Raw genomic sequence first — 23,580 nt, 5'->3', positions numbered from 1 at the left:
AGCCCGTAGTGGTTGCCGTCCTAAGGACGGGAACCACTACGGGCTGCTTCGTTTAAGCGGCAGACTCGCGGTCTTCTTCATCCATGTCACTGTGATGGCCGAGCGATATCTGCTGTTCGTGGGGTTCCACGGCCAGAAGCTCCGGTGCAGCCAGAGTGCGGGGGACTGCCTCTACTGACATGGGCGCGGCAAGACCGGCTTCGTCCATGGTGTTGAGCTTGCGTGCTGTCGGAAGGACCCGTGCCTCCAGCGTTCCCACCATTGCGTTGTAGCGGTCCACGGACGTTTTCAGGGAGCTGCCCAGCTTGCCCACATTTTCGCCCAGGGTGCCCATGCGTTCGTACAGTTGCTTGGCGAGCTCGAACAGTTCATGCGCGCTGTCCGTGAGGACGTCCTGGCGCCAAGTGAAGGCTACAGACTTCAGGACCGCGAGCAAGGTGCCAGGCGATGCCAGCACAACGTTCCTGGACAGGGCATATTCCAGGAGTGCCGGATCTGCCTCCAGGGCTGAGGCCAGGATGGACTCAGCAGGGAGGAAACAAATCACCAGCTCAGGGGAGTTCCCGGGGATGTCCCAGTACTTCTTGCCCGCCAAAGCATCAATGTGGGCCTTCAAGGCTTTGGCATGGTTGGCCAGCAAAGTCTTTGAATCATGGTTATTGGCCGGCGCTACGGACTCCCCAAAGGAACCGTCGCCGTGCATCTGTTCCTGCGCGGCCAGGTAGGAAGCCAGCGGGACTTTGGCGTCAACCACCAATTGCTTTCCCCCCGGCAGCTGGACCACCAAGTCCGGGCGAAGCGTGTTCTCGGTCCGGCCCGAATGGACTTGCTCGTGGAAGTCCACATGTCGCAGCATTCCGGAAGCCTCCACCACCCTGCGGAGCTGAACTTCGCCCCACTGGCCGCGGGCACTGTTGGAGCGAAGGGCCGAGGCCAAGGCATGCGTGGACCGCAGGAGTTGCTCGTCGGACAGCCTGGCATCCTGGAGTTGCTGGGCAAGCTGGCCGTATTGTTCCACCCGGTCCCGTTCCAACAGCGACACTTGCTGCTGAACGGCCGTCAGCTTCTCAGCGACCGGAGCGAGGGCACGCAGAACACTGCCGTCCGAGTTCCTGGACGCGGTCAACTCGCGGTTCTGTGAGAACAAAAGCCGCCGTTCGGCGTCGGCTGCTGCAAGCTGCGCCGTCACCTCCGAGAGGCGCGCCGAAACGGCATCGAAGTCTTCCTCCAAGCCTGCGCCCCGGCGCCGAAAGACAACGTAGCCCGCTGCCAGGCCTACGGCGGCGCCGATCAAGAGCATCAGCAGGGCCAAAACCAATCCAAATCCATCCATGAGGCAACCCTGTCACAGGGCTACGACAGTTTTAGTGAGGCTGCATGGGTGACACTGCCCTCGTGGGCGCCCTTCGCGGCCACCAACACGCGGCGATGAGGTTCCAACGGGTAGAATCAATGCTCGTGGCTCTTACTATTGGCATCGTCGGACTGCCCAACGTCGGCAAATCAACTCTTTTCAACGCACTGACCCGCAACCAGGTGCTCGCAGCGAACTACCCGTTCGCAACGATCGAACCCAACGTCGGCGTCGTGAACCTTCCGGATCCCCGCCTGGCAAAGCTGGCTGAGATCTTCGGTTCCCAGAAGTTGCTGCCCGCTCCTGTGTCCTTCGTTGACATCGCCGGCATCGTCAAGGGTGCCTCGGAAGGTGAAGGCCTGGGCAACAAGTTCCTGGCGAACATCCGCGAGGCCGAGGCCATTGCCCAGGTTGTCCGCGTATTCGACGACCCCGATGTCATCCACGTTGATGGCAAGGTGGATCCGCGTTCCGACATGGAGACCATCAACACCGAGCTGATCCTGGCCGACCTGCAGACCATCGAAAACGCCATCCCGCGTATCGAAAAAGAAGTCAAGATCAAGAAGCGCGAAGCTGCCGAGCTCGCCGCGATCAAGGCCGCCCAGGCAGTTCTGGAACGCGGAGACACCATCTTCTCCTCGATCAAGAGCGACAAACTGGAGATGGAGCACCTCAAAGAACTCGGCCTCCTGACCGCCAAACCCTTCATCTACGTCTTCAACGCCGATGAAGGCATTCTTGGTGACCAGGAAAAGCAGGATGAACTGCGCGCTTTGGTCGCCCCGGCTGATGCTGTCTTCCTTGATGCCAAGCTTGAGTCCGACCTCGTTGAACTGGACGAGGAAGAAGCCCGCGAGATGCTGGAAATGAACGGCCAAAGCGAATCCGGCCTGGACCAGTTGGCACGCGTTGGCTTCCACACCCTTGGGCTGCAGACCTACCTGACGGCCGGCCCCAAGGAAACCCGCGCCTGGACCATTCGCCAGGGTGACACTGCGCCCCAGGCCGCCGGCGTGATCCACTCCGATTTCCAGCGTGGCTTCATCAAGGCCGAGGTTGTCTCCTTCGATGACCTCATCGACGCCGGTTCCATGGCCGAGGCAAAGTCCCGCGGCAAGGTCCGGATCGAAGGCAAAGAGTACGTGATGGCCGACGGCGACGTGGTGGAGTTCCGCTTCAACGTGTGATTTAGCCCGTTTTCCCGCTTGTTTGCTGGGGTCAGGCTTGTCGAGTCCGCAGGGAGTCCGCAGAAATGCCGAGGGCGTCATCCATCATGGCGCCGGCTGCGGATCTGGTGCGGTCTTCGGCGGTCGGCCACAGGTGCGCGTAAGTGTTTAGCGTGGTGGTTGCCTTGGAATGGCCCAATGCCCGCTGCACTGTTACGACATCGCAGCCGGCAGCAATCAACCCTGATGCATAGAAGTGCCGCAGGTCATGGAGTCTCACAGCTTCAAGACCTGCGGCCTTTACTGTTTTGCGCCACCAATAGCCCGATGTGTTCTGATGCGGAGGCAGGCCCTGATCCCCAATGAACAACCACTGCTGTTCCCCGTGGATTCCAACGTGCTGCACGTGGGCGGCGAGGATCTGCACGAGCCCGTCAGGAATGTGCACAAGGCGCTCAGAACCGTATTTCGGCAACGTGATGGTCACCTCGCCCTTGCCTGCCCGCTGGACTTGCCTCTGAACGGCCAGGGTGCGGCGCAGGAAATCAATATCTCCGAGTTGAATTGCCGCCGCCTCGCCCAAGCGCAGGCCTGCGAAAGCGCACATTGCAACGAACGGCTTGAACCACGGCTCCGCAGCTCTTAGGAGGGCGCCGACATCCGCGGGGGAGGGAATGCTCATTGCGTGCTCGGCCTTGCGGGCACGGGGCAGCGAGACGCCGTCAGCGGGGTCCGTGGCAAGCATTCTGTCATTGCGTGCACCACGCAGCACAGAGCGGACATTGTTAAAGCGTGTCTTGACCGTTCCAGGCGCCAAGCCGTCCTGACTCATCTTCTTCACCCACGCCTCAACGTGTGAGCGTTTCAGGTTGCGGAATTCCACATCAGCGAACGAGCACGAGCGGACAGCTAAGCTCATGGCCTTGGATGTTCCAGCAGCCCAGAGCTGCCTAGTGGACCAATCTTCAAAGAACGATGCTAGGGTGACGCGGCCCGACTTCGGATCCACATAGCTGCCAGTGACGACGGACGCGGTTACCTCGTCCAACCAGCGCTGAGCGTCGATCTTCCGCGGGAAGTGCCGCGCATGTTCCTTGCCGGCTTCATCTCTGTAACGGGCTCGCCAGGAGCCATTTTCACGCTTCTGGATGCTCGCCATCGGACACCTCGTCTTCGCCTACCGACACGAGCCCTGTCACAAAGCGCCGGATGAGATCCTTGAGGGCATCCGCCTCCGCTTGGTTTTTAGCAACAACAACTTCGGTGTCAGGCCGTGCATTTATCTGCTCCATTCGGCTGCCGACCCAATCAAGGTACTCATCGGCGTTTGCGGGGCGTCCCAGGTTATCGTCATCCAACTCGACCAGCAGTTCCGGATGTGCTTGAAGGTAATCGTTTACGTGCCCAAATGCCGCAAGGAAGTCTAGGGCTGCATCTGAAAGCTGTCCCATCATCAGGTTCGCGTAGCGCCGCCTTGTCCTGAACTCCTGCTTCTCCGTCCTTGCTCCGCTAATGAGTAGATCTATGTCCACATTCAGGACATCAGAGATGATTAGCGCCTCATTGAGTCGAAGGGCGCGAGACCCGCTCTCAATCCGCGAAACAGCCGACGCATCAATCGCCATGCCCCTGTCCGTTAACTTCTTCGCAAAAGCCCTTTGGCTCATGTCATTAAGGGAACGTAAACGGGCTACCTCAGCGCCAAAAGTTTGCTCAACGGTCGGCCCGGTAGTGGTTGCTTCTGATGGCTGTTGCATGTTGAACATCGTATTGCGTTGACAGCATGATTGTCCACGTGTCACCATGTTGTTAGGGGGAACATGGTGTTTCCTTTTGAACATGAAGGGGTAACTGTGGAGGTCGCAAAACTATTGACTCTGACCGAGACCGCAGAGCGACTGAGGAAAACACCAGCGTCACTTCGCTGGATGATCCATGCCGGCACGGCGCCCAAGTCAGCTCTCATCGGAAACCGCCGATTATTTCGCGAGTCCGATATCGCGGATTACATCAGCCAAGCATTCGAGCAAAGCGCCGCGTGATGTTCGATGGCTACCACGGTCAGGAGCACCACGGGGACAAGCCCCATCACTTTTGACCTCGTTGGCCCAGACCTGGTGATGATCACGTTGGAAGACCAATCCACTCAGATCTATCGGACCAGCGAAATACTCGCGGCTATCAGCCCACCAAGCTGACGCGAAAACACCTGACCGCCCCCTGCGGGGAGCGGAACAGAATGCTTTACCAAACCACCAAAAAAATCTGATCGACAAGAGAGTTTTTTATCAAAATGAATATTTCCACGCAGCACGAAGTCACCGCGGTCCCGGCTGGATACGAACTCAGCTTCGACCACACCGAGCCCGTCTGGTACGGCCCCGAGTACGGCAGCACCTCTGCCTCCTGGGACTTTTCCGGGTTTTCCATCCAGTTGGTCGCGGAACGCGGGGAACACATCGAAACCCTCACCCTCGAACAAGCGAAAGCAAAGCTGCTGCGCATCGACGAGGAAAAGGAACAACTGACAGGAATCCTCCGACTCATGGGCGAGATGGTGGCCTAACGATGATCAGCAAGAAAGTAGTTATCGACGTAGCCCGCTTCGATAACAGCATTCGCGGTTCAGTGTCCTACAACCCCACAGAACTTGACCGTCAACATGCCTGGGACATCTCGCGGCTCCCACGCGGGGCAGTCCTGGAACTCCTGGTTCACAGCTACAGGCCATTCCGGTACCCCACCGACTACGGGCCGGCGATGTACCCAAACCCCCATGCGTGGGGAAGGGCCGGTGATCTTCATTTGATCATCACCGCTGATTCGAACGAAGTTGCCAGCGATTGGGAATCCCTTTTCCTAGACCAGATAGCAAGTCCGCAACTAGACAACCAGGCCGGTGTGAAAGCGGCCTAACAACTCACCGTCCGGCCCCTGGGAGCAGCAGGGGCCGGACACCAAGACAAACCAATAGACGGTCACAACCACGACTAGGACTGCTATGCACCCGAAAGACCACCCGCTGCTCCCCGAACCAACCAGACCCCAAGAAACGCCGGACTACTTCCGCCGCGAAGCATTCGAAGACGAATCAACATCCAAGCTCAAGAGCTCCTTTACTGGCGCGTGGCTGTTGGAACAGGTCTTTCCACTGCTTGTCTATGTTGTGGACGGCATCATTCCCGAAGGGCTGACGCTCCTAGTTGCTGCCCCCAAGATCGGTAAGTCATGGCTTGTCCTTGGGATCGCCATCGCAATCAGCACGGGACAGAAGGTTCTAGGCTGCGTCGCAACCAAAGCCGCGCCCGTCCTATATCTGGCGCTGGAAGATGGTCCGAGGCGGCTGCAATCGAGGCTCCGGACATTGGGCGTGACAAGCCTCAGCAATAACCTGACGTTCCTAACGGACGTTCCCCGCGGGGACATGGTTGAAACCATCCGTGAATTCATGGATCTGCACCCCGGTAAGAACCCTGTGGTCATCCTCGACACGCTAGGCAAGGCCATGCCTTCCGCTGTGGCAGGAGAAACCCAGTACGACCGCGACTACCGGGTTATGGGAGCCCTCAAGCGTCTAGCGGATGATAACCCCGGCTCAAGCGTCATCATCGTGCACCATACCCGCAAGATGGACGGCGCCGACTTCCTGGATGCAGTGAGTGGAACCCAGGGCATCGCTGGGGCTGCGGACACAATCCTGCTGTTGAAGCGCTCCCGCCACGAAACGCAAGCGCAGCTACAAGTAACCAGTCGCGATGCAGCGGAAGGCGAATACATCTTGGAGCAGGCCGGCACCGGTAAGTGGGTGCTAGCTGGCGGATCCCGAGCTGAGGCGGCGAAAGCAGCTACCGACGCTAAGACAACCGATGGAGTAAATGACCGCATGGCCGAGGTCATCCAACTGGTCAATAGATACCCGGAGGGGATGAAGGCAAAAGACGTTGCGACACTCTTGCACCTCGAAGACTCGACAGCGCGTGTATACCTCCGAAGGGCGTTCGAAGCAGGACGGATCAGCAACCCATCAAGAGGCCTCTATACCCCTGTTACATCTGTTACAAGTGTTACTTCCGAGCCTGAACTGTTCGAAGAAGTAACACAAGAAACACATGTAACACCCCTATCTGGGGAGGTTGCGGCGTGACTAGATCCTCAGCTTCATACGAATCCGAAATCCGGTACTGGCGGGAAATGGCGCTCATCTACCATCAGCAGATTCAAGCCGCCAAGCGAACACCGGAACGCCACTACGGCAGAACCGCGCTTCATCGCGATCCCACGGGAAACGCCGCCGTCAATGCAGTCGAAAAAGAACGCAAAAGGAAGAACTGACCATGCCCTACGACTACAGCCACAAACAAATTTCCCAATACGACTGGCCGGCGATGGCGACCACTTACCGGCTTAAGTTCGAGCACGCCCAGCAGGAAGCAACCCACTGGATGCGCCGTGCACAAGCCGCCGAAGCCCAACTGTCCATGTACCAGCAGCGAGAGAGGCAAGCATGACTGAATGCACCCCCGCAGCCGGCAACCCGTGCCAGGAGTGCCCATTCCGGCAGAGTAACGCCGGCAGGGAACACACAAGCGGCAACTATGACGACCAGTTCATAGCTGACTGGCGCGGCATCGCGAACGGCGGATTTTTCGCCTGCCACGTCTTCGCCCCGGACATTCACCTCCATGACGAAAGCACGAAAGCCATGGGATACGTGACACCCATCGAAACAGGGGCACGTCCAGAATGCGCAGGCTCGACCCTAGCTATCGCACGGGAGCTGGAAGTAGCATCCACCTACAGCAGCCATGCTGAGTACATCCAGGCACGCCCTACCGGCCTCTCCCAGACAGCCCTAAAAACGCTGAGCAGCCGAATCAAGGGCGAAACCGGGCCGGAGTTCATCACCCCCGAAAGCTTCGATGCTGACCTCATCCGAGACCCAGCAACAGACGTTGACGTGACCTCGCCCTACTGGGTGTTCGGCATCGCAGGCGTGGAACGCATGTTCAATGTCATGGGTGAACCGCCAACATACGAGGCTATGCACCGGGCTAGTTCACTACGGCTGGCAGATGGCACAGATACCACCGTGGACACTCGGATACGTCCACTCCTGGCAGCGATGAGTAACGCCGGTATTCAGACAATCAGTTCATGCCAGAACTTCCGTGAAGTCATAGACGCGAGATTCCCCGAGCGGCTGCCGTTCCTCCTGGAACCCGACCCACAGGAATTCCAGGTGCACTACAAAACGGCAATGGAGACAGCCGGCGCCTATGTACGCTTCCAGATCAACACAACGGCAGGCCAACAATTCCTCGCAGCATCGAAGCAACGAGAAACAGTCACTTCCCAGCAGTCAGGCGACGTGGCACAAATCGACTTCCCACTCACCGAGCTACTGCCCCTCACGGAAATCGTGGCGGCCCATCGGAGAAGGAAATGACAAGGCGAACCCACGTTGACCCAAGCACCCCCGATAAGCCGCCCGCCGCCGAACCCTGCTACGAATGCCCATTCCGGACCACCAACGAACACAAGCAGATCACCTACGAGGTAGATGGCATCAACGAATTCGCCCGCATCTGGTGGGAGATCAGCCGCCAAGGCAGAACCTACGGATGCCACATGGCCGAACGCGACTGCGCAGGCGCCGTCAACATGATCGCCAACGAACTCGAAAAGCTTCAACGCTATGCAACCTGGGATCAGTACCACGACGCAAACCCTCTCGGACTAGCTCCCGAACTGATTGGCCCTTTTCTTGCCAAGTTCAGCGGTCGGGACAAGGGGAAGATCCCTGTCGCAGACCCCAACAGGATCATTTTGCAGATACTCGCAACTAAGCAGAAAGCCACTAACTGATGTTTACCAGCCAGCCCGATTTCTTTGACCGCAACACCCAGGACGGCAAACGCATGGCCGTGCGGCCTGCAAAGCTCACCGCACCAGACGGGCAGCAAGTCCCAGGCGTAGCGATCTTCAACGGCAAACACCTCAAGTTCTGCATCACCGCGACAGACGCCATTCGCCTCGCCAACGACATCGCAGACACCCTCGAAAACAACTAAGGACACACATTGCTTAACCCGAACCTCACAAACGTCGTCATCGCATCCCTACGGGCAGCCGGCATCACACCGCCAGAGCTGACCCCCATCCGACCATTCCCCAAATCCCAGGCAACGATGGAAGACCTCATTGAGATTCTTCTTGCCAGCGAGTACGAGGACCCCTACCAGGATCCAAAGGCCATCGCCCTCGCATCCCAGCTCTACATCCAGTCACTAGGGCACCTCGACCAAGGGCACTACCAGCGAGAACGGCAACGCCAAGCCTCCGACCTCGAAGCCCACACAGACACCTTGCTGCGGCAGCTACAGGAAGCGTTCAACAAGACGGCAAAGAGCCTCACCAAGCACGCCGAACACATCAAGGGCGCAGAACACCCCGCAATCATCGACGTGCGCACCGCCGACCGCGGCACCGCAATGGCAGCAACCAACGTCATCCAAGAACTCATGGCCCTTGAGAACATCATCAAGGCATGGGGTGACCTGTGGACCGCGCTAGGCGAGAACTCCTACGGAGTTGAACGAGGCAAGCCCTTCACATTCATGAACCCCAACGCGCAACAGTGGGAAGACCTGCGACGCAAACCCACCATCTGGGAAGCAGTCCGCAGCGGCATAGCCCTCACCCTTGCAGACAGCCCCGCACATGTCAGCGAACGCTTCCAAGCCATGATCAACAACGAACAGGCAGCACTCGAAGCACTCTGGGAAAGCAAACACACCAGCCTGCTGCCGGCAGAAGGTTACGGAACATTCAAACCCTAGCCTGACCAATTGAACCCCACCCCGGGGACCCCCCAAGCCCGTCTCTTCTGCCCCTCTGGGTGTAGGCACGGTCTCTCTCCGGGGTTTTTTTCCCAAATGAACCGGCCTCTTGGCTGTCTGGTTTGAGGCCGGTTCTGCATATCTGAACAAGCATCACCCAACGGAGCCCGCACGTGGCGGGCTTTTTAACACCCAAAATCAGAATTGGAGACATCTTAAATGGGTCAGATCAACGACCTCAGCCAGGGCAACCTTGGCGACATTTGGCGCGCGATTCGCGCGTTGCAGTATGCGACCCCTCAGAACAACATGGCTATTGGCCGGGGTAAAGGCCTGTCAATATATGACGGTGGTTCGATCACGATTGAGAATGGTGGGCTAAGTGTTACTGGCTCGGCTACTATCTCTGGGACGCTGAATGCGGACGGCGTTATTGACATGTCGGGCACGTTCACGGCCACGGGCGAGGTGAATCTGAATGGCCCTACTGACATCAACGGGCCGACGACTGTTGCCGGCAACATGACTTCGACAGGCACGTTTACTCAGAACGGCCCGACGGACCTCAACGGCATAACGACGGTTGCGGGTGACACAACCGTGGCGGGTGACTTCAGCGTAAATGGGCCGATGAAGACGACCAGCACGCTGTCTGTGGAGGGTGTGACCACGCTCAAGAACGATCTGAACGTGACAACCGGCAAGGTAAATGCAGGGGGAATGACAATCGATCCCGGATTGTTCGGTGGCAGTGTGCAATTCAGTGAAGGCGGTTACCTGTCAGGTACAGCATCAGGACCACAGCTCACTGGTCCCGCGGGTAACTCGTTCGTCTTCACCAGGAGTGGCAAAGCTGGACTGCAAGCCGCAGCCATCGACCTCATAGGGGCCGTGGAGGTTCAAGGCGCATTGAAGGTCACGAGTCCCGGCACGGTCACGGGCGTCACCCCGAATGTCTACATGGACAGCGCGGGAAACCTGCGCAAGATCAACTAAAGGTTGTCGGTGTTGTATTCGGTGCAGAAGTTCCGGCTGGCATATACGGCTACGGCGACACCGTTAGTTCGCTGAATGTCGTTTTCACCGGCCAGCGCGCCTATCTCGGTGTAGGTCATTCCTTGCGCGAACAGGCTGCACGCCTGAGCTGCACCTACAAGCAGTGTTTCGTCTGAGGGGCGTACACCGTCGCGCCAAGCATTGAGTGAGTTTTTCACGCCGTTGAGGTATTTGGCTTTGGTGCTCTCGTCCGTAAAGGCGGGCGGGAGCGCCGTAGTCGGCACTGGCGCGGCAAGGAAGGGCGCCGCAGTGGCAGTTGGTGTTGGGCTGACTGTCGGTGCAGGTTCGGGCATTGCCGGCGTAGAGACGGCGGGTGCTGCTTCATTTCCGGCAGTTGAACATCCTGTCAGGGCAAGCGACACGAGCAGGATGAGCCCCCAAGTTTTCCTCATGTTCCGAATATTAACCGGAACAGCCACCAATTAAAACCAGAAGGATCAAAAAGACATGGCGTACATCATTTACCAGGGCCAGAACATCGCGATTCCGGACAACGTGAAGATAGACGAGCTAGCTGACGGACTCAAGGCGATGCAGAACAGCGTCGCCTACTCCTGGCTGACTCTCAACCTTGCAGGGACCGAGCCAAAGCGGGTCCGTCTCATGGTTGGTCCCGGTATCCCCATCGGAATCGTCGGTGACCCCTTAGACGGTCATGAACCTAATCTCTCAGATGACAGCCTCGCTGAATTTGTAGCAGACTCCGAGGGCTAATCCTCCCTGACCGCTGGGGGAAAGCCCTCTTGGTCCGTAGCTGAGTTAAGGCTGCTACGGGCCAAGGCGGATCAGCTAGAGTGCAATGGCATCTGTAAATCTTGGGGAAAGGACCCGTCCATGCAGAAATTCACGATCAACAAAGGCTTCGACGAAGAGCAAACCGTAGAAGCAGAGACCTACGGTATCCAGGATGGGTACTTTCACTTCGCTGATGAAGAAAGGAAGCGCGTTTTCTCCATCAGGACCGAGCGCGTAGCCACAGTGGAACGAGCACAGTCCTAGTCGTCCAGACAGCAAGAAGCCCCCGCCTACAGCTACAAGGCGGGGGCTTCTTGCTCTTAAAAGGGCAACCGATTCCGGATACGCGCCCGCAGGCTCGCTGGCTTTGGGTTCCTTTTGTCGTGTTCGGCCTTGAGCGCGTCGTAGTCCCCGTTGAGTACTTGCATGCCGGCCTTGTCCCATTTGCCGCGGTAGTTCTTCCGGCCCGTGGTTACCACAGGAACGGCATGCTTGGGTTTGCGGCCATGCTCAATCAACTTCTCCGCTAGACCTTGAGAGCTGACGACGTAGGTGATACTGGCGTCAGGGGCCATCGTCGCCGGAAGCGTGACAGTGGGTTTGAAGCTCTCTTCCGTATGGACGAACACCTTTCGAGCGATCCTGAAATGGACTCCATCAACGACTGCGGAACCGGTGAGGCCCCTGTTTGTGGCACGGATGCCAATGTTCCACTGTTGACGGCCACTTGTTGTTACGAATGACGTGGCCTTCACTTTCAAGTTCGCCCTATCTCTGCGCCGTGACCACCACGTATAAGCAAACGTCGCTACTGAGATGACTATGGCTGCGATGGGCAGCGGATCGTCCCACCAAGGTTTTCCTACAAGCTCGACTTGTATAACGTCTGTCCACATAAGGCATCACTTTAACGGACCAGGGGAAAGGTGGCTGTCGTACCCCACATGTATCGTCCCAGCCATGGCGAAGTTTGATCGGGATAGTTTCCAGAAAATGATGGATGAACTCAACGCGGAGGACCGCGGAGCCGTGGTTGTGCGCAGCCCGTTTGAGGACATGGAGCCGGATCCGGAGTACCTACCGCGCAGGGAATGATGCACATTTTTGCAGATCGACTTGCGCGAGTGTGCAGATGTGTTAATGTTATTGCAGATCAGACGTGGTGGTTTGATGAAAACGCTTTGAAGGGTCCGTTGCCGTGGTAGGCGCGGACCCTTCGGCGTATCCGGGCATACTAGTTCCCGTGACTCTCCTAGACGCCCGTATCGGGTATATCATCAGACGCCAACGCAAGTACTTGAAACTGAGCCTCAATGAATTGGGGGCAATGATTGGTGTTGATCACTCGACGCTGACGCAGTACGAGGGGGGCACTCGCCGCGTACCGTACGAGCGGGCCGAACTACTCGCCCTGGCGTTGGGGTTAGACATAAGGCTGATCGACCGGACGGAATTACAGAGCGGGCCGCCCCCGAAGCTTCACCGTGAATCCAAAGTAAACGTGGGGCCTATTCACAAGGGTTGTGTGTGCAAAGGTGAGTGCACTCAGGGGGAGGTGCCCGAATTCTTGCTTTGATGGTTGCGGCAGTCCGCAGAAAGTCCGCAAGAGGTCCGCAAAAGGACGATTCCGTGCAGTCGGAGCCAACTACACGAAGCCCTAGAATCCGCGGTTCCCAACTCCCCTCAACGGCGGACCAATATATAAGGTACGTTCCGCTTCAACGTCTAAGGTCATGAGCCGCGACAGGAATCCCCGATCCACGGCTGGCCGCCGCCAGCACTCTTCGGGCACAGATGAAGTAGCTGGCTGGGCCTTCCGTGGGAGCTCCGCGATAGGCACGGCCCTGCCAGCGGTGACTACATTGCCTCCAGCGCATTGGTGGTTCTGGTCATATTTGTGGCGGTATTCCCTGCGCATATGCATCCCAGGCAGTGCCATGGGAATGTTCTTCGGGTACCTGGACAGCACCGGCTACAAACTACACACGGATGCGGAGATGGTGGCCAACATTGGCATGTTCGGCCTCATGTTCGGAAGCCTTAGCCAGATCATTGCCTTCGTGGTTGCCTTGATTGCGTTTTTCGTGGGGAGGCCCGCCCGTCGGCAGTGGGCTGCTTACCGGCGAGCGGGTTGGACCACCACCGAGTGCCGGTCCGCGTACTTGCTTCAAAAGCAGGAGGCGGCCGCTCTTAGGCTGAATTCCCGTCTCCGCGGACCCGGGCTGGCCCCTGCACAGGCTCCGCGTCCAATGACGCCTCGGCCGCGCAGGAAGCCGTCATTGATGGGTCGGGTTGGGCTTGGGCTCGCCATTCTCATGCCAGCACTCCTGATCTTCATTCTTCTTGGTCCTTGGTTGGACTCGAAGGATGTCCAGACATTGGAGTGCGAGGTTGTGGCCGCAGAGCCGGCAACGAGTTCGGGCGGGACCAGAGGGGGAGCCTCGACTGCCTCCGTCCTGGTAAAGACGTCCAACTGCGGGACGCTTGGAGTATCGCACGGCGTTACTTTCGAGAACCGGGACGAGGTGGCGTCGAGTTTCACTATTGGCGCGACCTATGGTTTCGATATCGGCTGGTATAGCCGCACGTTCTTCAGGAATGGGGTTCAGTCGGTTCGGGGGTACCGGCTCATCTGACCTGAGCCGGCACAGCACAACTGACAAGGCATTCGCAACATAAGCCACGCGGTATCTCAAAGGACCTTGGTTCGACAGAACCAGGGTCCTTTTTCGCGATTAAAGCGTCCTGTCCTGCTGTCAGACAGCGAATGCTACCACCGGGTAACGTTTGACTTGAAATCCGCGGCAATTTAGGCATGTGTAGGTTGCGGAACGGTTACAGTTTGGCCAGCAAGTCCCAATATCCGGACACAATGTGGGTAGGCTTACACTCACATGTAGGCAACGTCACAGTAGGAAACTGTGCCTGTGCCTGGGGGATGTCACGAACTTCCCCTGCTCAACTCCACGACTCATAGGAGGCGGAATGCGTTTCTCGCGCACTTCCAAAGCTCTAGGCGTAGCGGCGATCATCGCCCTCGCAGCTACCGGTTGCGGTGGCGGCGGCAGCAACGACTCCGGTACATCGGCGGGCGACCCGAACAAGGTCATCATTGCCGACGGCTCAGAGCCGCAGCGCCCGCTCATGCCGGCAGACATCAACGAAGTCGGGGGCGGCAAGATTGCCACGCTGATCTTCTCCGGTCTCGTCAGCTACGACCCTTCCGGTAAGCCCGTCAACGAGTTGGCGGAGTCCATCGAAGCGCCGGACGCACAGAATTTCACCATCAAGATCAAGAAGGACCAGAAGTTCACCAACGGCGAGGCCATCACGGCCAAGACCTTCGTGGACTCGTGGAACTACGGCGCTGCGGCTAAGAACGCCCAGTTGAGCGCCACCTTCTTCGAGAGCATCAAGGGCTACGACGAAACCAGCGCAGAGGGTTCCACTGTAGAGACCATGTCCGGATTGAAGGTTGTGGACGACACCACCTTCACCGTTGAGCTCAAGCAGCCTGAATCCGACTGGCCGCTTCGCCTTGGCTACACCGCATTCATGCCGATCCCATCAGCCGCCCTGGCCGACCCGAAGACCTACGGCGAAAAGCCGGTAGGCAATGGCCCGTACAAGATGGCCGAAAACGGCTGGCAGCACAACGTGCAGATCCAGCTTGTACCGAACGCGGACTACAACGGTCCCCGCAAGGCGAAGAACGGCGGCGTGACGTTCAAGATCTTCCAGAACGACGACGCTGCCTACCAGGATCTCCTGTCCAACAACCTGGACATCCTTCAGGTCATCCCCACGAGCGCACTGAAGAACTTCAAGTCGGACCTGGGCGATCGTTTCATCGAGAAGCCCTACGCAGGTAACCAGACCATCGCTATCCCGGAGTACCTTCCGGAATGGAGTGGCGAAGCTGGCAAGCTCCGCCGCCAGGCTATCTCCATGGCCATCAACCGGGAAGAAATCACCAAGGTGATCTTCAGCGGCGGCCGTCAGCCGGCAAAGGACTTCACTGCTCCCGTCCTGGACGGTTACAGCGACAGCATTCCGGGCTCGGACAACCTGAAGTTCGACGCCACCAAGGCCAAGGACCTCTGGGCCAAGGCAGATGCCATCCAGAAGTGGGATCCGAACACGGCCTTCACCATTGCCTACAACGCTGACAAGGGTGGCCACAAGGCTTGGGTTGAGGCTCTGACCAACCAGCTCAAGAACAACCTCGGCATCAAGGCAGAGGGACTTCCGTTCGCAACCTTCAAGGAAGCACGCGATCTTGCAACCACCGGCAAACTGACTGGTGCAATCCGTGCCGGCTGGCAGGCAGACTACCCGTCGCTGTACAACTTCCTCGGCCCGATCTACAAGACCGGCGCTGGCTCGAACGACGCCCGTTATGAAAACCCGACCTTTGACAAGGCGATTTCCGACGGACTGTCTGCACCTTCGGTTGCCGAGGGTAACAAGGCCATGAACAAGGCCCAGGAAATCCTGCTGCAGGACCTTCCCGCTATCCCGCTGTGGTACCAGGTATCACAGGGTGGCTGGAGCACTGGCGTCACGAATGTTGACTACGGTTGGGACGGCGTCCCGCTGTACTACAACATCACTGGCAAGTAACCGCGAAACGGCGGCGGAGGTGCTCAGCTGAGCGCGTCCGCCGCCGTCTCACGTTGCAAATCAATGACGCCCAACTCCGGTTGGGCGTCCTTGTGCAGGCCTACTTTGCCTCGGCATGGACCGTTTGCACATCAGACGAAAAGGTTCTTCGATGAACAACTCCGCTGCACCCCTGCACAGGGTGCCTGCTGATCGAGGTGTGATGCGCTGATGGCCACATACATCCTCAAACGATTCCTCCAGCTGATCCCTGTTTTCCTGGGAGCTACACTGCTGGTCTACTTCCTGGTCTTCAGCCTTCCTGGCGACCCCATTGCCGCGCTCTTTGGCGATAAGCCTGTTAATGAAGCGGTCGCGGCCAAGCTGCGTGCCCAGTACAACCTGGACCAGCCCTTCATCATCCAGTATTTGCTTTACCTGAAGAGCATCTTCACTTTTGACCTTGGACAAGACTTCTCCGGTCGGCCCATCGCGGCAGTCCTCGGCGAGGTTTTCCCGGTTACAGCCCGCCTTGCAGTGATGGCTCTCATCTTTGAAGCCGTCTTCGGTATCGCTTTCGGTCTTGTAGCTGGTCTTCGCAAGGGGAAGTTGTTCGACGGCACCGTTCTGATCGCTTCGCTGATTGTCATTGGCATCCCGATCTTCGTGCTGGGCTTCATTCTTCAGTTCTTCATCGGTGTGCAGTTGGGTTGGGCGAAACCGACTGTCAGTGCTGCCGCAACAGTGCAGGACCTGATATTGCCGGCAATTGTTCTTGGCCTGGCATCCTTCGCCTACGTTCTGCGATTGACTCGAACCAGCGTGATCGAAAACATGAACGCCGATTACGTTCGTACAGCGACCGCTAAGGGCTTGTCCCGTTTCAGGGTTGTCAACGTCCACATTCTGCGGAACTCGCTGATCCCAGTTGTGACGTTCCTGGGGGCAGACCTCGGCACCCTGATGGGTGGAGCAATTGTTACTGAGGGCATCTTCAACGTTCCCGGCGTGGGCAACAGGCTTTATCGGGCCGTCTTGTCGGGTGAAGGTCCCACCGTGGTCTCCATTGTCACCGTGTTGGTGTTGATCTACTGTCTCTCCAACTTGCTTGTTGACCTCCTTTACGCCTGGCTTGACCCGAGGATCCGCTATGACTCCTGAAAGTAACCTGACCGGGCAGGACACCTCCCGGCGACACATCGAGCACTTTGTTGCCGACCTGGACGAAACGCCCCTCCAGGCCACCGACAAGGTCAAGGAAGACAGCGCTCCGTCAAGCCTTTGGGGTGAGGCATGGAAGAACTTGCGCAAGCAGCCGCTGTTCATCATTTCGGCCATCATGATCCTGGCCGTCGTCGTGGTATCGCTCTTCCCTGGCTTGTTCTCGCAAATTGATCCCTCAAATGAGGCCTGCCAGTTGGCAAACTCGGATGGCGGACCTACCAGTGGGCACCCGCTGGGCTTCACACAGCAGGGCTGTGACGTCTATGCCCGTGTCATCTTCGGTACTCGTTCATCGGTTACCGTCGGTCTGTTCACTACTATCGGCGTCGTTCTATTCGGCGGCATTGTTGGTGCCCTCGCGGGTTACTACGGTGGCTGGGCGGATGCCCTCCTTGCACGCCTGACGGACATCTTCTTCGCATTGCCGCTGATCCTCGGCGCCATTGTGATGATGCAGCTCCCCGTTTTCCGTGCCAACCGCACAGTGTGGACGCTGGTGTTGATCCTGATTGTCTTTGGCTGGCCTCAGATCGCACGCATCACCCGCGGTGCTGTGATCGAGGTGAGAAACGCCGACTTTGTCGTAGCCGCTCGTTCGCTTGGTGTCTCGCGCTTCCGTTCCCTGTTGCGCCACGTGCTGCCGAACTCACTGGCTCCGATCATCGTCGTGGCAACGATTTCCCTCGGCACCTTCATCGTCGCTGAATCAACCCTCTCCTTCCTTGGAATTGGGTTGCCACCCAGCGTTATGTCCTGGGGCAATGACATTCAGGCAGCTCAGGCTTCCTTGCGCTCAAACCCCATGCCGTTGCTGTACCCGGCTATCGCGCTGTCGATCACAGTCCTGAGCTTCATCATGCTCGGCGATGCCCTCCGTGATGCCTTGGATCCCAAGGCCCGCAAACGATGAAAGGCGAAGCCATGAGCTCTCCGGTTCATATCAAGGAAGAAGTCGCCGGCTCGGAGCGTCCGCTGCTGGAGATCAGAAACCTCGCTATCAACTTCACTACGAGTAATGGTGAAGTCAACGCAGTGCGGAATGCCCACCTAACGGTCATGCCCGGTGAGACTGTAGCGATTGTGGGTGAGTCAGGCTCAGGAAAGTCCACATCGGCCCTGGCCGCGATCGGTTTGCTCCCCGGCAATGGGCGGGTCGCCGGCGGAGAGATTCTCTTTGACGGCGAAGACATTGCACATGCCAGCGAGAAGCGAATGATCGAGCTGCGTGGAAACTCAATCGGCATGGTTCCCCAGGACCCTATGTCCAACCTGAATCCCGTATGGAAAATTGGTTTCCAGGTCAAGGAAACTTTGAAAGCCAACGGGCTTCCCTCCGGGCCCGAAGATGTTGCCAAAGTACTCTCTGAGGCGGGCCTGCCTGATGCCTCACGCAGGGCTAAGCAGTATCCGCACGAGTTCTCCGGCGGCATGCGCCAACGTGCGCTCATTGCAATCGGGTTGTCGTGCCAGCCACGACTCTTGATCGCGGATGAACCAACTTCGGCGCTTGACGTCACCGTTCAGCGACAGATTCTGGATCACTTGGACAAGATGACTTCCGAACTGGGCACGGCTGTTCTGCTCATCACCCACGACCTCGGCCTTGCAGCCGAGCGCGCGGACAAGGTGGTTGTCATGTACAAGGGGCAGGTAGTGGAGTCCGGCCCGTCACTTGAGCTGCTCCGTAATCCGCGCCACCCTTACACGAAGCGACTGGTTGCGTCGGCGCCGTCGTTGGCTTCGCGACGAATCCAAGTGGCAAAGGAACAGGGCCTCGAATCGGAGGAACTGCTGGCCCCTACCGAGCCGGTAGTTGTTGAGGCGGCTCTTCCCGAGGAGGTTCTGAAGGTTGAAAACCTGACCAAAGTCTTCAAGCTTCGCGGAGGCATCGGCAAGGCTACGGATTTCACGGCTGTGGACTCTGTCTCCTTTGCCGTCAAACGAGGAACCACAACAGCGATCGTTGGGGAGTCCGGATCCGGCAAGTCGACCGTGGCGCAGATGGTTCTTAACCTGCTTGAGCCGACGTCAGGGAAGATCATCTTCGACGGCGTCGACACGTCCACGCTCAACAGCAAGGACCTGTTCAAGTTCCGCCGGCGCGTCCAGCCCATCTTCCAGGACCCTTACGGTTCGCTTGATCCGATGTACAACATTTTCCGGACCATCGAAGAGCCGTTGCGGACACACAAGATCGGCAACAAGGCCAGCCGCGAAAAGAAGGTCCGGGAGCTCCTGGACCAGGTGGCACTTCCGCAGTCCACAATGCGCCGCTACCCCAACGAACTTTCCGGTGGGCAGAGGCAGCGCATCGCCATCGCGCGCGCCTTGGCGCTGGACCCGGAAGTCATCATCTGTGACGAGGCTGTTTCGGCCCTGGACGTCCTGGTCCAGGCACAGGTGCTGAACTTGCTGGCTGATCTGCAGGACAACCTTGGCCTGACGTACCTGTTCATTACCCACGACCTTGCGGTTGTTCGCCAGATCGCGGATCACGTCTGCGTCATGCAAAAGGGCAAGCTTGTGGAGACGGGCAGCACGGATGACGTCTTCGACAACCCTCGCGAAACCTACACGCAAGCACTCCTGGATGCGATCCCGGGTGGTTCGCTGCTGTTGCCGCCGGAAGTGGCCTGACCGGCGTCGTACGTTCAAGAAGCCGTTCACAACAAGAGCCGGTGGGTTCCGAAAGGAAACCACCGGCTCTTGCCGTTAAAACGCTTGTTGCGGGGCCCGCTTTGCGCGTCTCAAGGCCCATGAACCGAGCAGAGCGGGCCTCACAACGCCAGCCGCGGACGACGCCACAACGCAGGAGACGACGACGCCGCGGGCTACTTCGCCGGGATGGCGCTGTCCGGGCGTGCAGTGAGGCCCAGGGCGCCGAGCTCCTTCGCCAGAACCCCACCAAGCTTGGCGTGGCCGGAGGGTTTGAGGTGCACCCCATCCTGGAGATCGCCTACGGCGTTGTAGCGGGTGAGCCAGTCGCCCGTGCTGACAAAGGGAATCCCGTGTTTCGCAGCGATACGTCCAAGGAGGGCATCGACTTCCGTCCGACGACCCCCACCATTGTCAGCCCCGCGTGCCAAGGTGCCGATCATGGCGACGGCTGCGCCTGGGTAGCGCTTCTTCAAGGCGGCCAGCAGGCGCTCGGCGTTACTGGTGATCTGTGCGTCCGTTGCCTTCTGGGAAGCGTCGTTGCCGCCGCCCTGCACCACGATCAACGGCGGATCTCCATAGGGGAGTATCCAGTCTCCGCGCTGCAGGGCGTCGATGTAGTTGCCTGTTTTGCCGTTGGAGGCCACAAAGCCCGTGCCGCCCATGCCCACTACCAGCAACTTGTAGCCCAGGGCTGCGATGCCTTGCTGCGGCCACGAGTCCTTGGGCATGGCCTGGGAGTCGCCGATCAGTACGGCCGTGTGGCGCACGTCGGCGAGCACCACTTCATTGCGGTTGTTCGCCGGGTTCTTGTAGAGCGAGCCGACAGGCAGGTCCAAGGCTCCGGGGGCCTGAGCGGCCCGCAGGGGCGGGGCAGCGGCTGTCTGGGCGGGCCCGGGCGCAGCAGATCGGGTGGGTGTGGAAGCGGGGTTAGTGGGGCTGGGTCCGCAGCCTGTTGCCAGAACGCCGATGGCGATCAATGGTGCGAGCAGGCGGAACGCGGCCGAAGATTGTCGCATCAATGGGTCTCCGTGTGGCACTGGTTCTGCAGCAATCATGAGGCACAACGAACAGAAAATCCAGCATCTGGAGTAGCGGTTACTAAAGCGTGACGATATGTGAGCAGCACCACATTCGGCAGGTCAATGGCTTGCTTTTTAGGCTGGGAAATGCAACTGCGTTTAGACTGGATGCAGGTGCCCTGTGTCCCGGGGTCTTTTCGCTGTGTGTTCCGATCAAGTCGATCAGGTATGCGCGCGGATACAAACAGCTGACTTCACCACTGAATCGAGTCATTAACGCATGTCTGAAACCATCACCAACACTGCGTCGCGGAGCGATCTGCGCAACGTCGCGATCGTCGCACACGTTGACCACGGTAAGACCACCCTGGTCGACGCCATGCTCAAGCAGACCAACTCCTTCGCTTCCCATGGTGAGGTTGAGGACCGTGTCATGGACTCCGGTGACCTGGAACGCGAAAAGGGCATCACCATCCTCGCCAAGAACACCACGGTTGCCTACAACGGCCCGTCGTCCAACGGCGAGACCATCACCATCAACGTCATCGACACCCCTGGCCACGCCGACTTCGGTGGCGAGGTAGAGCGCGGCCTGTCCATGGTTGACGGAGTCGTCCTGCTGGTCGACTCCTCCGAGGGCCCGCTGCCGCAGACCCGCTTCGTGCTCCGCAAGGCCCTTGCTGCGCACCTGCCGGTCATCCTCCTGGTCAACAAGACCGACCGTCCCGATGCCCGCATCGATGAGGTCGTCCACGAGTCCATGGACCTGCTCCTTGGCCTCGCTTCCGACCTCGCCGACGAAGTTCCGGACCTGGACCTCGACAAGGTCCTCGAAGTTCCCGTCGTCTACGCTGCCGCCAAGGTTGGCCGCGCGTCCCTGGACCAGCCCGAGAACGGCTCGGCACCGGAGAACGAGGACCTCGAGCCCCTCTTCAAGACCATCATCGAGCACATCCCCGCTCCGACGTACAACCCGGACGGCGTGCTGCAGGCACACGTGACCAACCTGGACGCTTCGCCGTTCCTTGGCCGCCTTGCCCTGCTTCGCATCTACAACGGCACGCTCCGCAAGGGCCAGACCGTTGCCTGGGCACGCGCCAACGGTGAGCTCAAGAACGTCAAGATCACCGAACTGCTCGCCACCAAGGCACTGACCCGCGTTCCGGCCGAGTCCGCTGGACCCGGCGAGATCGTCGCCGTCGCCGGCATCGAGGAAATCACCATTGGTGAAACCCTCACCGACGCCGAGAACCCGCAGCCGCTGCCGCTGATCACCGTGGACGATCCCGCGATCTCCATGACGATCGGTATCAACACTTCGCCGCTGGCCGGCAAGGTCAAGGGCGCCAAGGTCACGGCCCGCCAGGTGAAGGATCGCCTGGACAAGGAACTGATCGGTAACGTCTCCATCAAGGTTCTCCCCACTGAGCGTCCCGACGCCTGGGAAGTCCAGGGCCGTGGCGAGCTCGCGCTTGCCATCCTGGTGGAGCAGATGCGCCGCGAAGGCTTCGAGCTGACCGTGGGCAAGCCGCAGGTAGTCACCAAGACCATCGACGGCAAGTTGCACGAGCCGATGGAACACATGACCATCGATGTCCCCGAGGAATACCTTGGCGCCGTCACGCAGCTCATGGCTGCCCGCAAGGGCCGCATGACCAACATGGCCAACCACGGCACCGGCTGGTGCCGCATGGAGTTCATCGTCCCTGCGCGTGGCCTGATTGGCTTCCGTACCCGGTTCCTGACGGACACCCGTGGCGCCGGTATCGCTGCGTCCATCTCCGAAGGCTACGAGCCGTGGGCCGGTCCGATCGAATACCGTACCAACGGTTCGATGATCGCTGACCGTGCCGGTGTTGTGACGCCGTTCGCCATGATCAACCTGCAGGAGCGCGGTTCCTTCTTCGTCAAGCCCACCTCCGAGGTTTACGAAGGCATGATTGTTGGCGAGAACTCCCGCGCTGATGACATGGACGTGAACATCACCAAGGAAAAGAAGCTCACCAACATGCGTGCCGCTTCCTCCGATACCTTCGAAAACCTGACGCCGCCGCGCGACCTCACCCTCGAAGAGTCCCTCGAATTCGCCCGCGAAGACGAGTGTGTCGAGGTAACTCCGGAATCCATCCGTATCCGCAAGGTCATCCTGGACTCCAACGAGCGCGCCAAGGCCAACCGCGCCCGCGCCAAGTCCTAGCCCGCACTGACTGACGCAGTCAAAGGCAGCTGAATGAAGAGGGGAGCCGTTGGTACGGTTCGTGGCATTGCCGCGGCCGTACTGGCGGCTCTTTTCGTTGCCATTGCGGGAACAGGCCTGCACCGTCAGGTGGTGCAAGTGTCAGGCGTCGAGGTCCCGTGGGGTGTTGCAGCGGCCCTGCTGCTGCTGGCATCGGTGCAACTGTGGCTTGCTGCCTGGTCCCGCTCAATAGTCCCGACGGCGGTAGCCGGCGTGGTGACCTATGCCGCCGTCGGCGTCTTCTCATCAGCCGGAGCCGCCAAGCAGCTGATACTGGGCGACGCAGCAGGCAACGTATGGGTCTTTGGTATCGCTGCAGTCACGCTGGTCATGCTGGTGGCTGCGAGCCGCCTGCGTGCCGGATGGACTGCCGCCGGGGCGGTGGCGGGGGAACCTCTTTCGCCGCGATGACCATGGCCAAAGGAATTTCGACGTCGGAGGTGCGGGTCCGTACGGTGCAACTGTTTTCGCCGGCGTCCAGCAGGTAGCCCAGGGCGTCGGTCAAGCCGTCGTCGATCCTGTACCGGACCACCACCCGGATACCTGGCTCCGCGGTGAGTAGGAATTGTCTGGGCGGCAAATGCGGGGGAGTCACCGTTTCATACTAAGACGCGGGCTAGGTTGGCGTCATTGCACTGTTGGATAATAGGCTCGGAAGTTCAGTGCCCGGCATGATGCCGGCCGTATT

The 23,580-nt window shown here is 59.0% G+C and carries 28 protein-coding genes; 22 read left to right on the top strand and 6 right to left on the bottom strand.

Annotated features, from left to right (window positions below; all coding sequences use genetic code 11):
- Positions 1-52: 52 nt before the first annotated feature.
- Positions 53-1,333 (bottom strand): DNA recombination protein RmuC, encoded by a 1,281-nt coding sequence (locus LDN85_RS14825; protein ID WP_223943418.1) that lies wholly within the window; start codon positions 1,331-1,333, stop codon positions 53-55.
- Between the two features lie 125 nt (positions 1,334-1,458).
- On the opposite strand from LDN85_RS14825, the gene ychF reads away from it, so the two are divergent.
- Positions 1,459-2,544, top strand: coding sequence for a redox-regulated ATPase YchF (gene ychF, locus LDN85_RS14820; RefSeq protein WP_026546223.1), 1,086 nt, complete (start codon positions 1,459-1,461; stop codon positions 2,542-2,544).
- Positions 2,545-2,575: 31 nt separating this feature from the next.
- Here ychF and LDN85_RS14815 read toward each other — a convergent pair whose 3' ends face one another.
- Positions 2,576-3,682: a site-specific integrase gene (locus LDN85_RS14815; RefSeq protein ID WP_223943417.1), complete on the bottom strand. Its 1,107-nt coding sequence runs from the start codon at positions 3,680-3,682 to the stop codon at positions 2,576-2,578.
- The gene (locus LDN85_RS14810; protein ID WP_223943416.1) at positions 3,660-4,280 is read right to left on the bottom strand and encodes a helix-turn-helix transcriptional regulator; all 621 of its coding nucleotides are present in this window, start codon (positions 4,278-4,280) and stop codon (positions 3,660-3,662) included. The genes LDN85_RS14815 and LDN85_RS14810 overlap by 23 nt, the downstream gene beginning before the upstream one ends.
- Positions 4,281-4,343: 63 nt before the next feature.
- On the opposite strand from LDN85_RS14810, the gene LDN85_RS14805 reads away from it, so the two are divergent.
- From LDN85_RS14805 to LDN85_RS14755, 11 genes are all read left to right on the top strand, one after another.
- Complete coding sequence (locus tag LDN85_RS14805; RefSeq protein ID WP_223943415.1) at positions 4,344-4,565, top strand: helix-turn-helix domain-containing protein; 222 nt, start codon at positions 4,344-4,346, stop codon at positions 4,563-4,565.
- 251 nt (positions 4,566-4,816) lie between these two features.
- Entirely contained in the window at positions 4,817-5,089 is a 273-nt protein-coding gene (locus LDN85_RS14800; protein ID WP_223943414.1) for a hypothetical protein, read from the top strand.
- 2 nt (positions 5,090-5,091) lie between these two features.
- The gene (locus LDN85_RS14795) at positions 5,092-5,439 is read left to right on the top strand and encodes a hypothetical protein (protein ID WP_223943413.1); all 348 of its coding nucleotides are present in this window, start codon (positions 5,092-5,094) and stop codon (positions 5,437-5,439) included.
- A gap of 85 nt (positions 5,440-5,524) precedes the next feature.
- A complete protein-coding gene (locus tag LDN85_RS14790) occupies positions 5,525-6,667 on the top strand; it encodes an AAA family ATPase (RefSeq protein ID WP_223943412.1) in 1,143 nt (380 codons plus the stop codon).
- Positions 6,664-6,855, top strand: a complete 192-nt coding sequence (locus tag LDN85_RS14785; RefSeq protein WP_223943411.1) for a hypothetical protein — start codon at positions 6,664-6,666, stop codon at positions 6,853-6,855. The genes LDN85_RS14790 and LDN85_RS14785 overlap by 4 nt, the downstream gene beginning before the upstream one ends.
- A gap of 2 nt (positions 6,856-6,857) precedes the next feature.
- Positions 6,858-7,031, top strand: a complete 174-nt coding sequence (locus LDN85_RS14780; RefSeq protein WP_223943410.1) for a hypothetical protein — start codon at positions 6,858-6,860, stop codon at positions 7,029-7,031.
- Positions 7,028-7,969: a hypothetical protein gene (locus LDN85_RS14775; RefSeq protein WP_223943409.1), complete on the top strand. Its 942-nt coding sequence runs from the start codon at positions 7,028-7,030 to the stop codon at positions 7,967-7,969. The genes LDN85_RS14780 and LDN85_RS14775 overlap by 4 nt, the downstream gene beginning before the upstream one ends.
- A complete protein-coding gene (locus LDN85_RS14770) occupies positions 7,966-8,388 on the top strand; it encodes a hypothetical protein (protein WP_223943408.1) in 423 nt (140 codons plus the stop codon). The genes LDN85_RS14775 and LDN85_RS14770 overlap by 4 nt, the downstream gene beginning before the upstream one ends.
- Positions 8,388-8,594, top strand: a complete 207-nt coding sequence (locus tag LDN85_RS14765) for a hypothetical protein (RefSeq protein ID WP_223943407.1) — start codon at positions 8,388-8,390, stop codon at positions 8,592-8,594. The genes LDN85_RS14770 and LDN85_RS14765 overlap by 1 nt, the downstream gene beginning before the upstream one ends.
- A 9-nt stretch (positions 8,595-8,603) precedes the next feature.
- Positions 8,604-9,362 (top strand): hypothetical protein, encoded by a 759-nt coding sequence (locus tag LDN85_RS14760; RefSeq protein ID WP_223943406.1) that lies wholly within the window; start codon positions 8,604-8,606, stop codon positions 9,360-9,362.
- A 219-nt stretch (positions 9,363-9,581) separates the two neighbouring features.
- On the top strand, positions 9,582-10,358 hold the full coding sequence (locus tag LDN85_RS14755) for a hypothetical protein (protein ID WP_223943405.1): 777 nt from the start codon (positions 9,582-9,584) through the stop codon (positions 10,356-10,358).
- Here LDN85_RS14755 and LDN85_RS14750 read toward each other — a convergent pair.
- On the bottom strand, positions 10,355-10,810 hold the full coding sequence (locus LDN85_RS14750) for a hypothetical protein (RefSeq protein ID WP_223943404.1): 456 nt from the start codon (positions 10,808-10,810) through the stop codon (positions 10,355-10,357). The two genes, LDN85_RS14755 and LDN85_RS14750, sit on opposite strands and share 4 nt — an antisense overlap.
- A gap of 55 nt (positions 10,811-10,865) precedes the next feature.
- Here LDN85_RS14750 and LDN85_RS14745 point away from each other — a divergent pair, with 55 nt between their 5' ends.
- Together LDN85_RS14745 and LDN85_RS14740 are read left to right on the top strand one after the other, a co-directional pair.
- Positions 10,866-11,132, top strand: a complete 267-nt coding sequence (locus tag LDN85_RS14745) for a hypothetical protein (RefSeq protein ID WP_223943403.1) — start codon at positions 10,866-10,868, stop codon at positions 11,130-11,132.
- A 120-nt stretch (positions 11,133-11,252) separates the two neighbouring features.
- Positions 11,253-11,417, top strand: a complete 165-nt coding sequence (locus tag LDN85_RS14740) for a hypothetical protein (protein ID WP_223943402.1) — start codon at positions 11,253-11,255, stop codon at positions 11,415-11,417.
- A 56-nt stretch (positions 11,418-11,473) separates the two neighbouring features.
- Here LDN85_RS14740 and LDN85_RS14735 read toward each other — a convergent pair whose 3' ends face one another.
- Positions 11,474-12,049, bottom strand: a complete 576-nt coding sequence (locus LDN85_RS14735; protein ID WP_223943401.1) for a hypothetical protein — start codon at positions 12,047-12,049, stop codon at positions 11,474-11,476.
- A 64-nt stretch (positions 12,050-12,113) separates the two neighbouring features.
- Here LDN85_RS14735 and LDN85_RS21935 point away from each other — a divergent pair, with 64 nt between their 5' ends.
- The 6 genes from LDN85_RS21935 (at position 12,114) to LDN85_RS14705 (ending at position 19,616) form a co-directional block, all read left to right on the top strand.
- Positions 12,114-12,248: a hypothetical protein gene (locus tag LDN85_RS21935; protein WP_263422064.1), complete on the top strand. Its 135-nt coding sequence runs from the start codon at positions 12,114-12,116 to the stop codon at positions 12,246-12,248.
- A gap of 842 nt (positions 12,249-13,090) precedes the next feature.
- Positions 13,091-13,789 carry a hypothetical protein gene (locus LDN85_RS14725; RefSeq protein ID WP_223943399.1) on the top strand — a complete coding sequence of 233 codons (699 nt, stop codon included), beginning with the start codon at positions 13,091-13,093 and terminating at the stop codon, positions 13,787-13,789.
- 349 nt (positions 13,790-14,138) lie between these two features.
- On the top strand, positions 14,139-15,776 hold the full coding sequence (locus LDN85_RS14720; RefSeq protein ID WP_026546220.1) for an ABC transporter substrate-binding protein: 1,638 nt from the start codon (positions 14,139-14,141) through the stop codon (positions 15,774-15,776).
- 210 nt (positions 15,777-15,986) lie between these two features.
- Positions 15,987-16,916 (top strand): ABC transporter permease, encoded by a 930-nt coding sequence (locus LDN85_RS14715; protein ID WP_026546219.1) that lies wholly within the window; start codon positions 15,987-15,989, stop codon positions 16,914-16,916.
- Complete coding sequence (locus tag LDN85_RS14710; protein ID WP_051420672.1) at positions 16,906-17,889, top strand: ABC transporter permease; 984 nt, start codon at positions 16,906-16,908, stop codon at positions 17,887-17,889. Before LDN85_RS14715 ends, LDN85_RS14710 begins: the two co-directional genes overlap by 11 nt.
- 11 nt (positions 17,890-17,900) lie before the next feature.
- Positions 17,901-19,616, top strand: a complete 1,716-nt coding sequence (locus LDN85_RS14705) for an ABC transporter ATP-binding protein (protein ID WP_223943398.1) — start codon at positions 17,901-17,903, stop codon at positions 19,614-19,616.
- Positions 19,617-19,810: 194 nt separating this feature from the next.
- Here LDN85_RS14705 and LDN85_RS14700 read toward each other — a convergent pair whose 3' ends face one another.
- Complete coding sequence (locus tag LDN85_RS14700; protein ID WP_223943397.1) at positions 19,811-20,653, bottom strand: SGNH/GDSL hydrolase family protein; 843 nt, start codon at positions 20,651-20,653, stop codon at positions 19,811-19,813.
- A gap of 283 nt (positions 20,654-20,936) precedes the next feature.
- Between LDN85_RS14700 and typA the strand changes: the two genes are divergently transcribed.
- On the top strand, positions 20,937-22,853 hold the full coding sequence (gene typA, locus LDN85_RS14695) for a translational GTPase TypA (protein ID WP_026539952.1): 1,917 nt from the start codon (positions 20,937-20,939) through the stop codon (positions 22,851-22,853).
- A gap of 33 nt (positions 22,854-22,886) precedes the next feature.
- A complete protein-coding gene (locus tag LDN85_RS14690; protein ID WP_223943396.1) occupies positions 22,887-23,303 on the top strand; it encodes a hypothetical protein in 417 nt (138 codons plus the stop codon).
- Positions 23,304-23,580 lie beyond the last annotated feature (277 nt).

The sequence above is a fragment of the Arthrobacter sp. StoSoilB20 genome (genome assembly GCF_019977295.1).
GTDB classification, from domain to species: domain Bacteria; phylum Actinomycetota; class Actinomycetes; order Actinomycetales; family Micrococcaceae; genus Arthrobacter; species Arthrobacter nicotinovorans_A.
The sequence above is the reverse complement of the archived record's forward strand: the minus strand, read 5'-3'. Positions and strand labels throughout refer to the sequence as shown.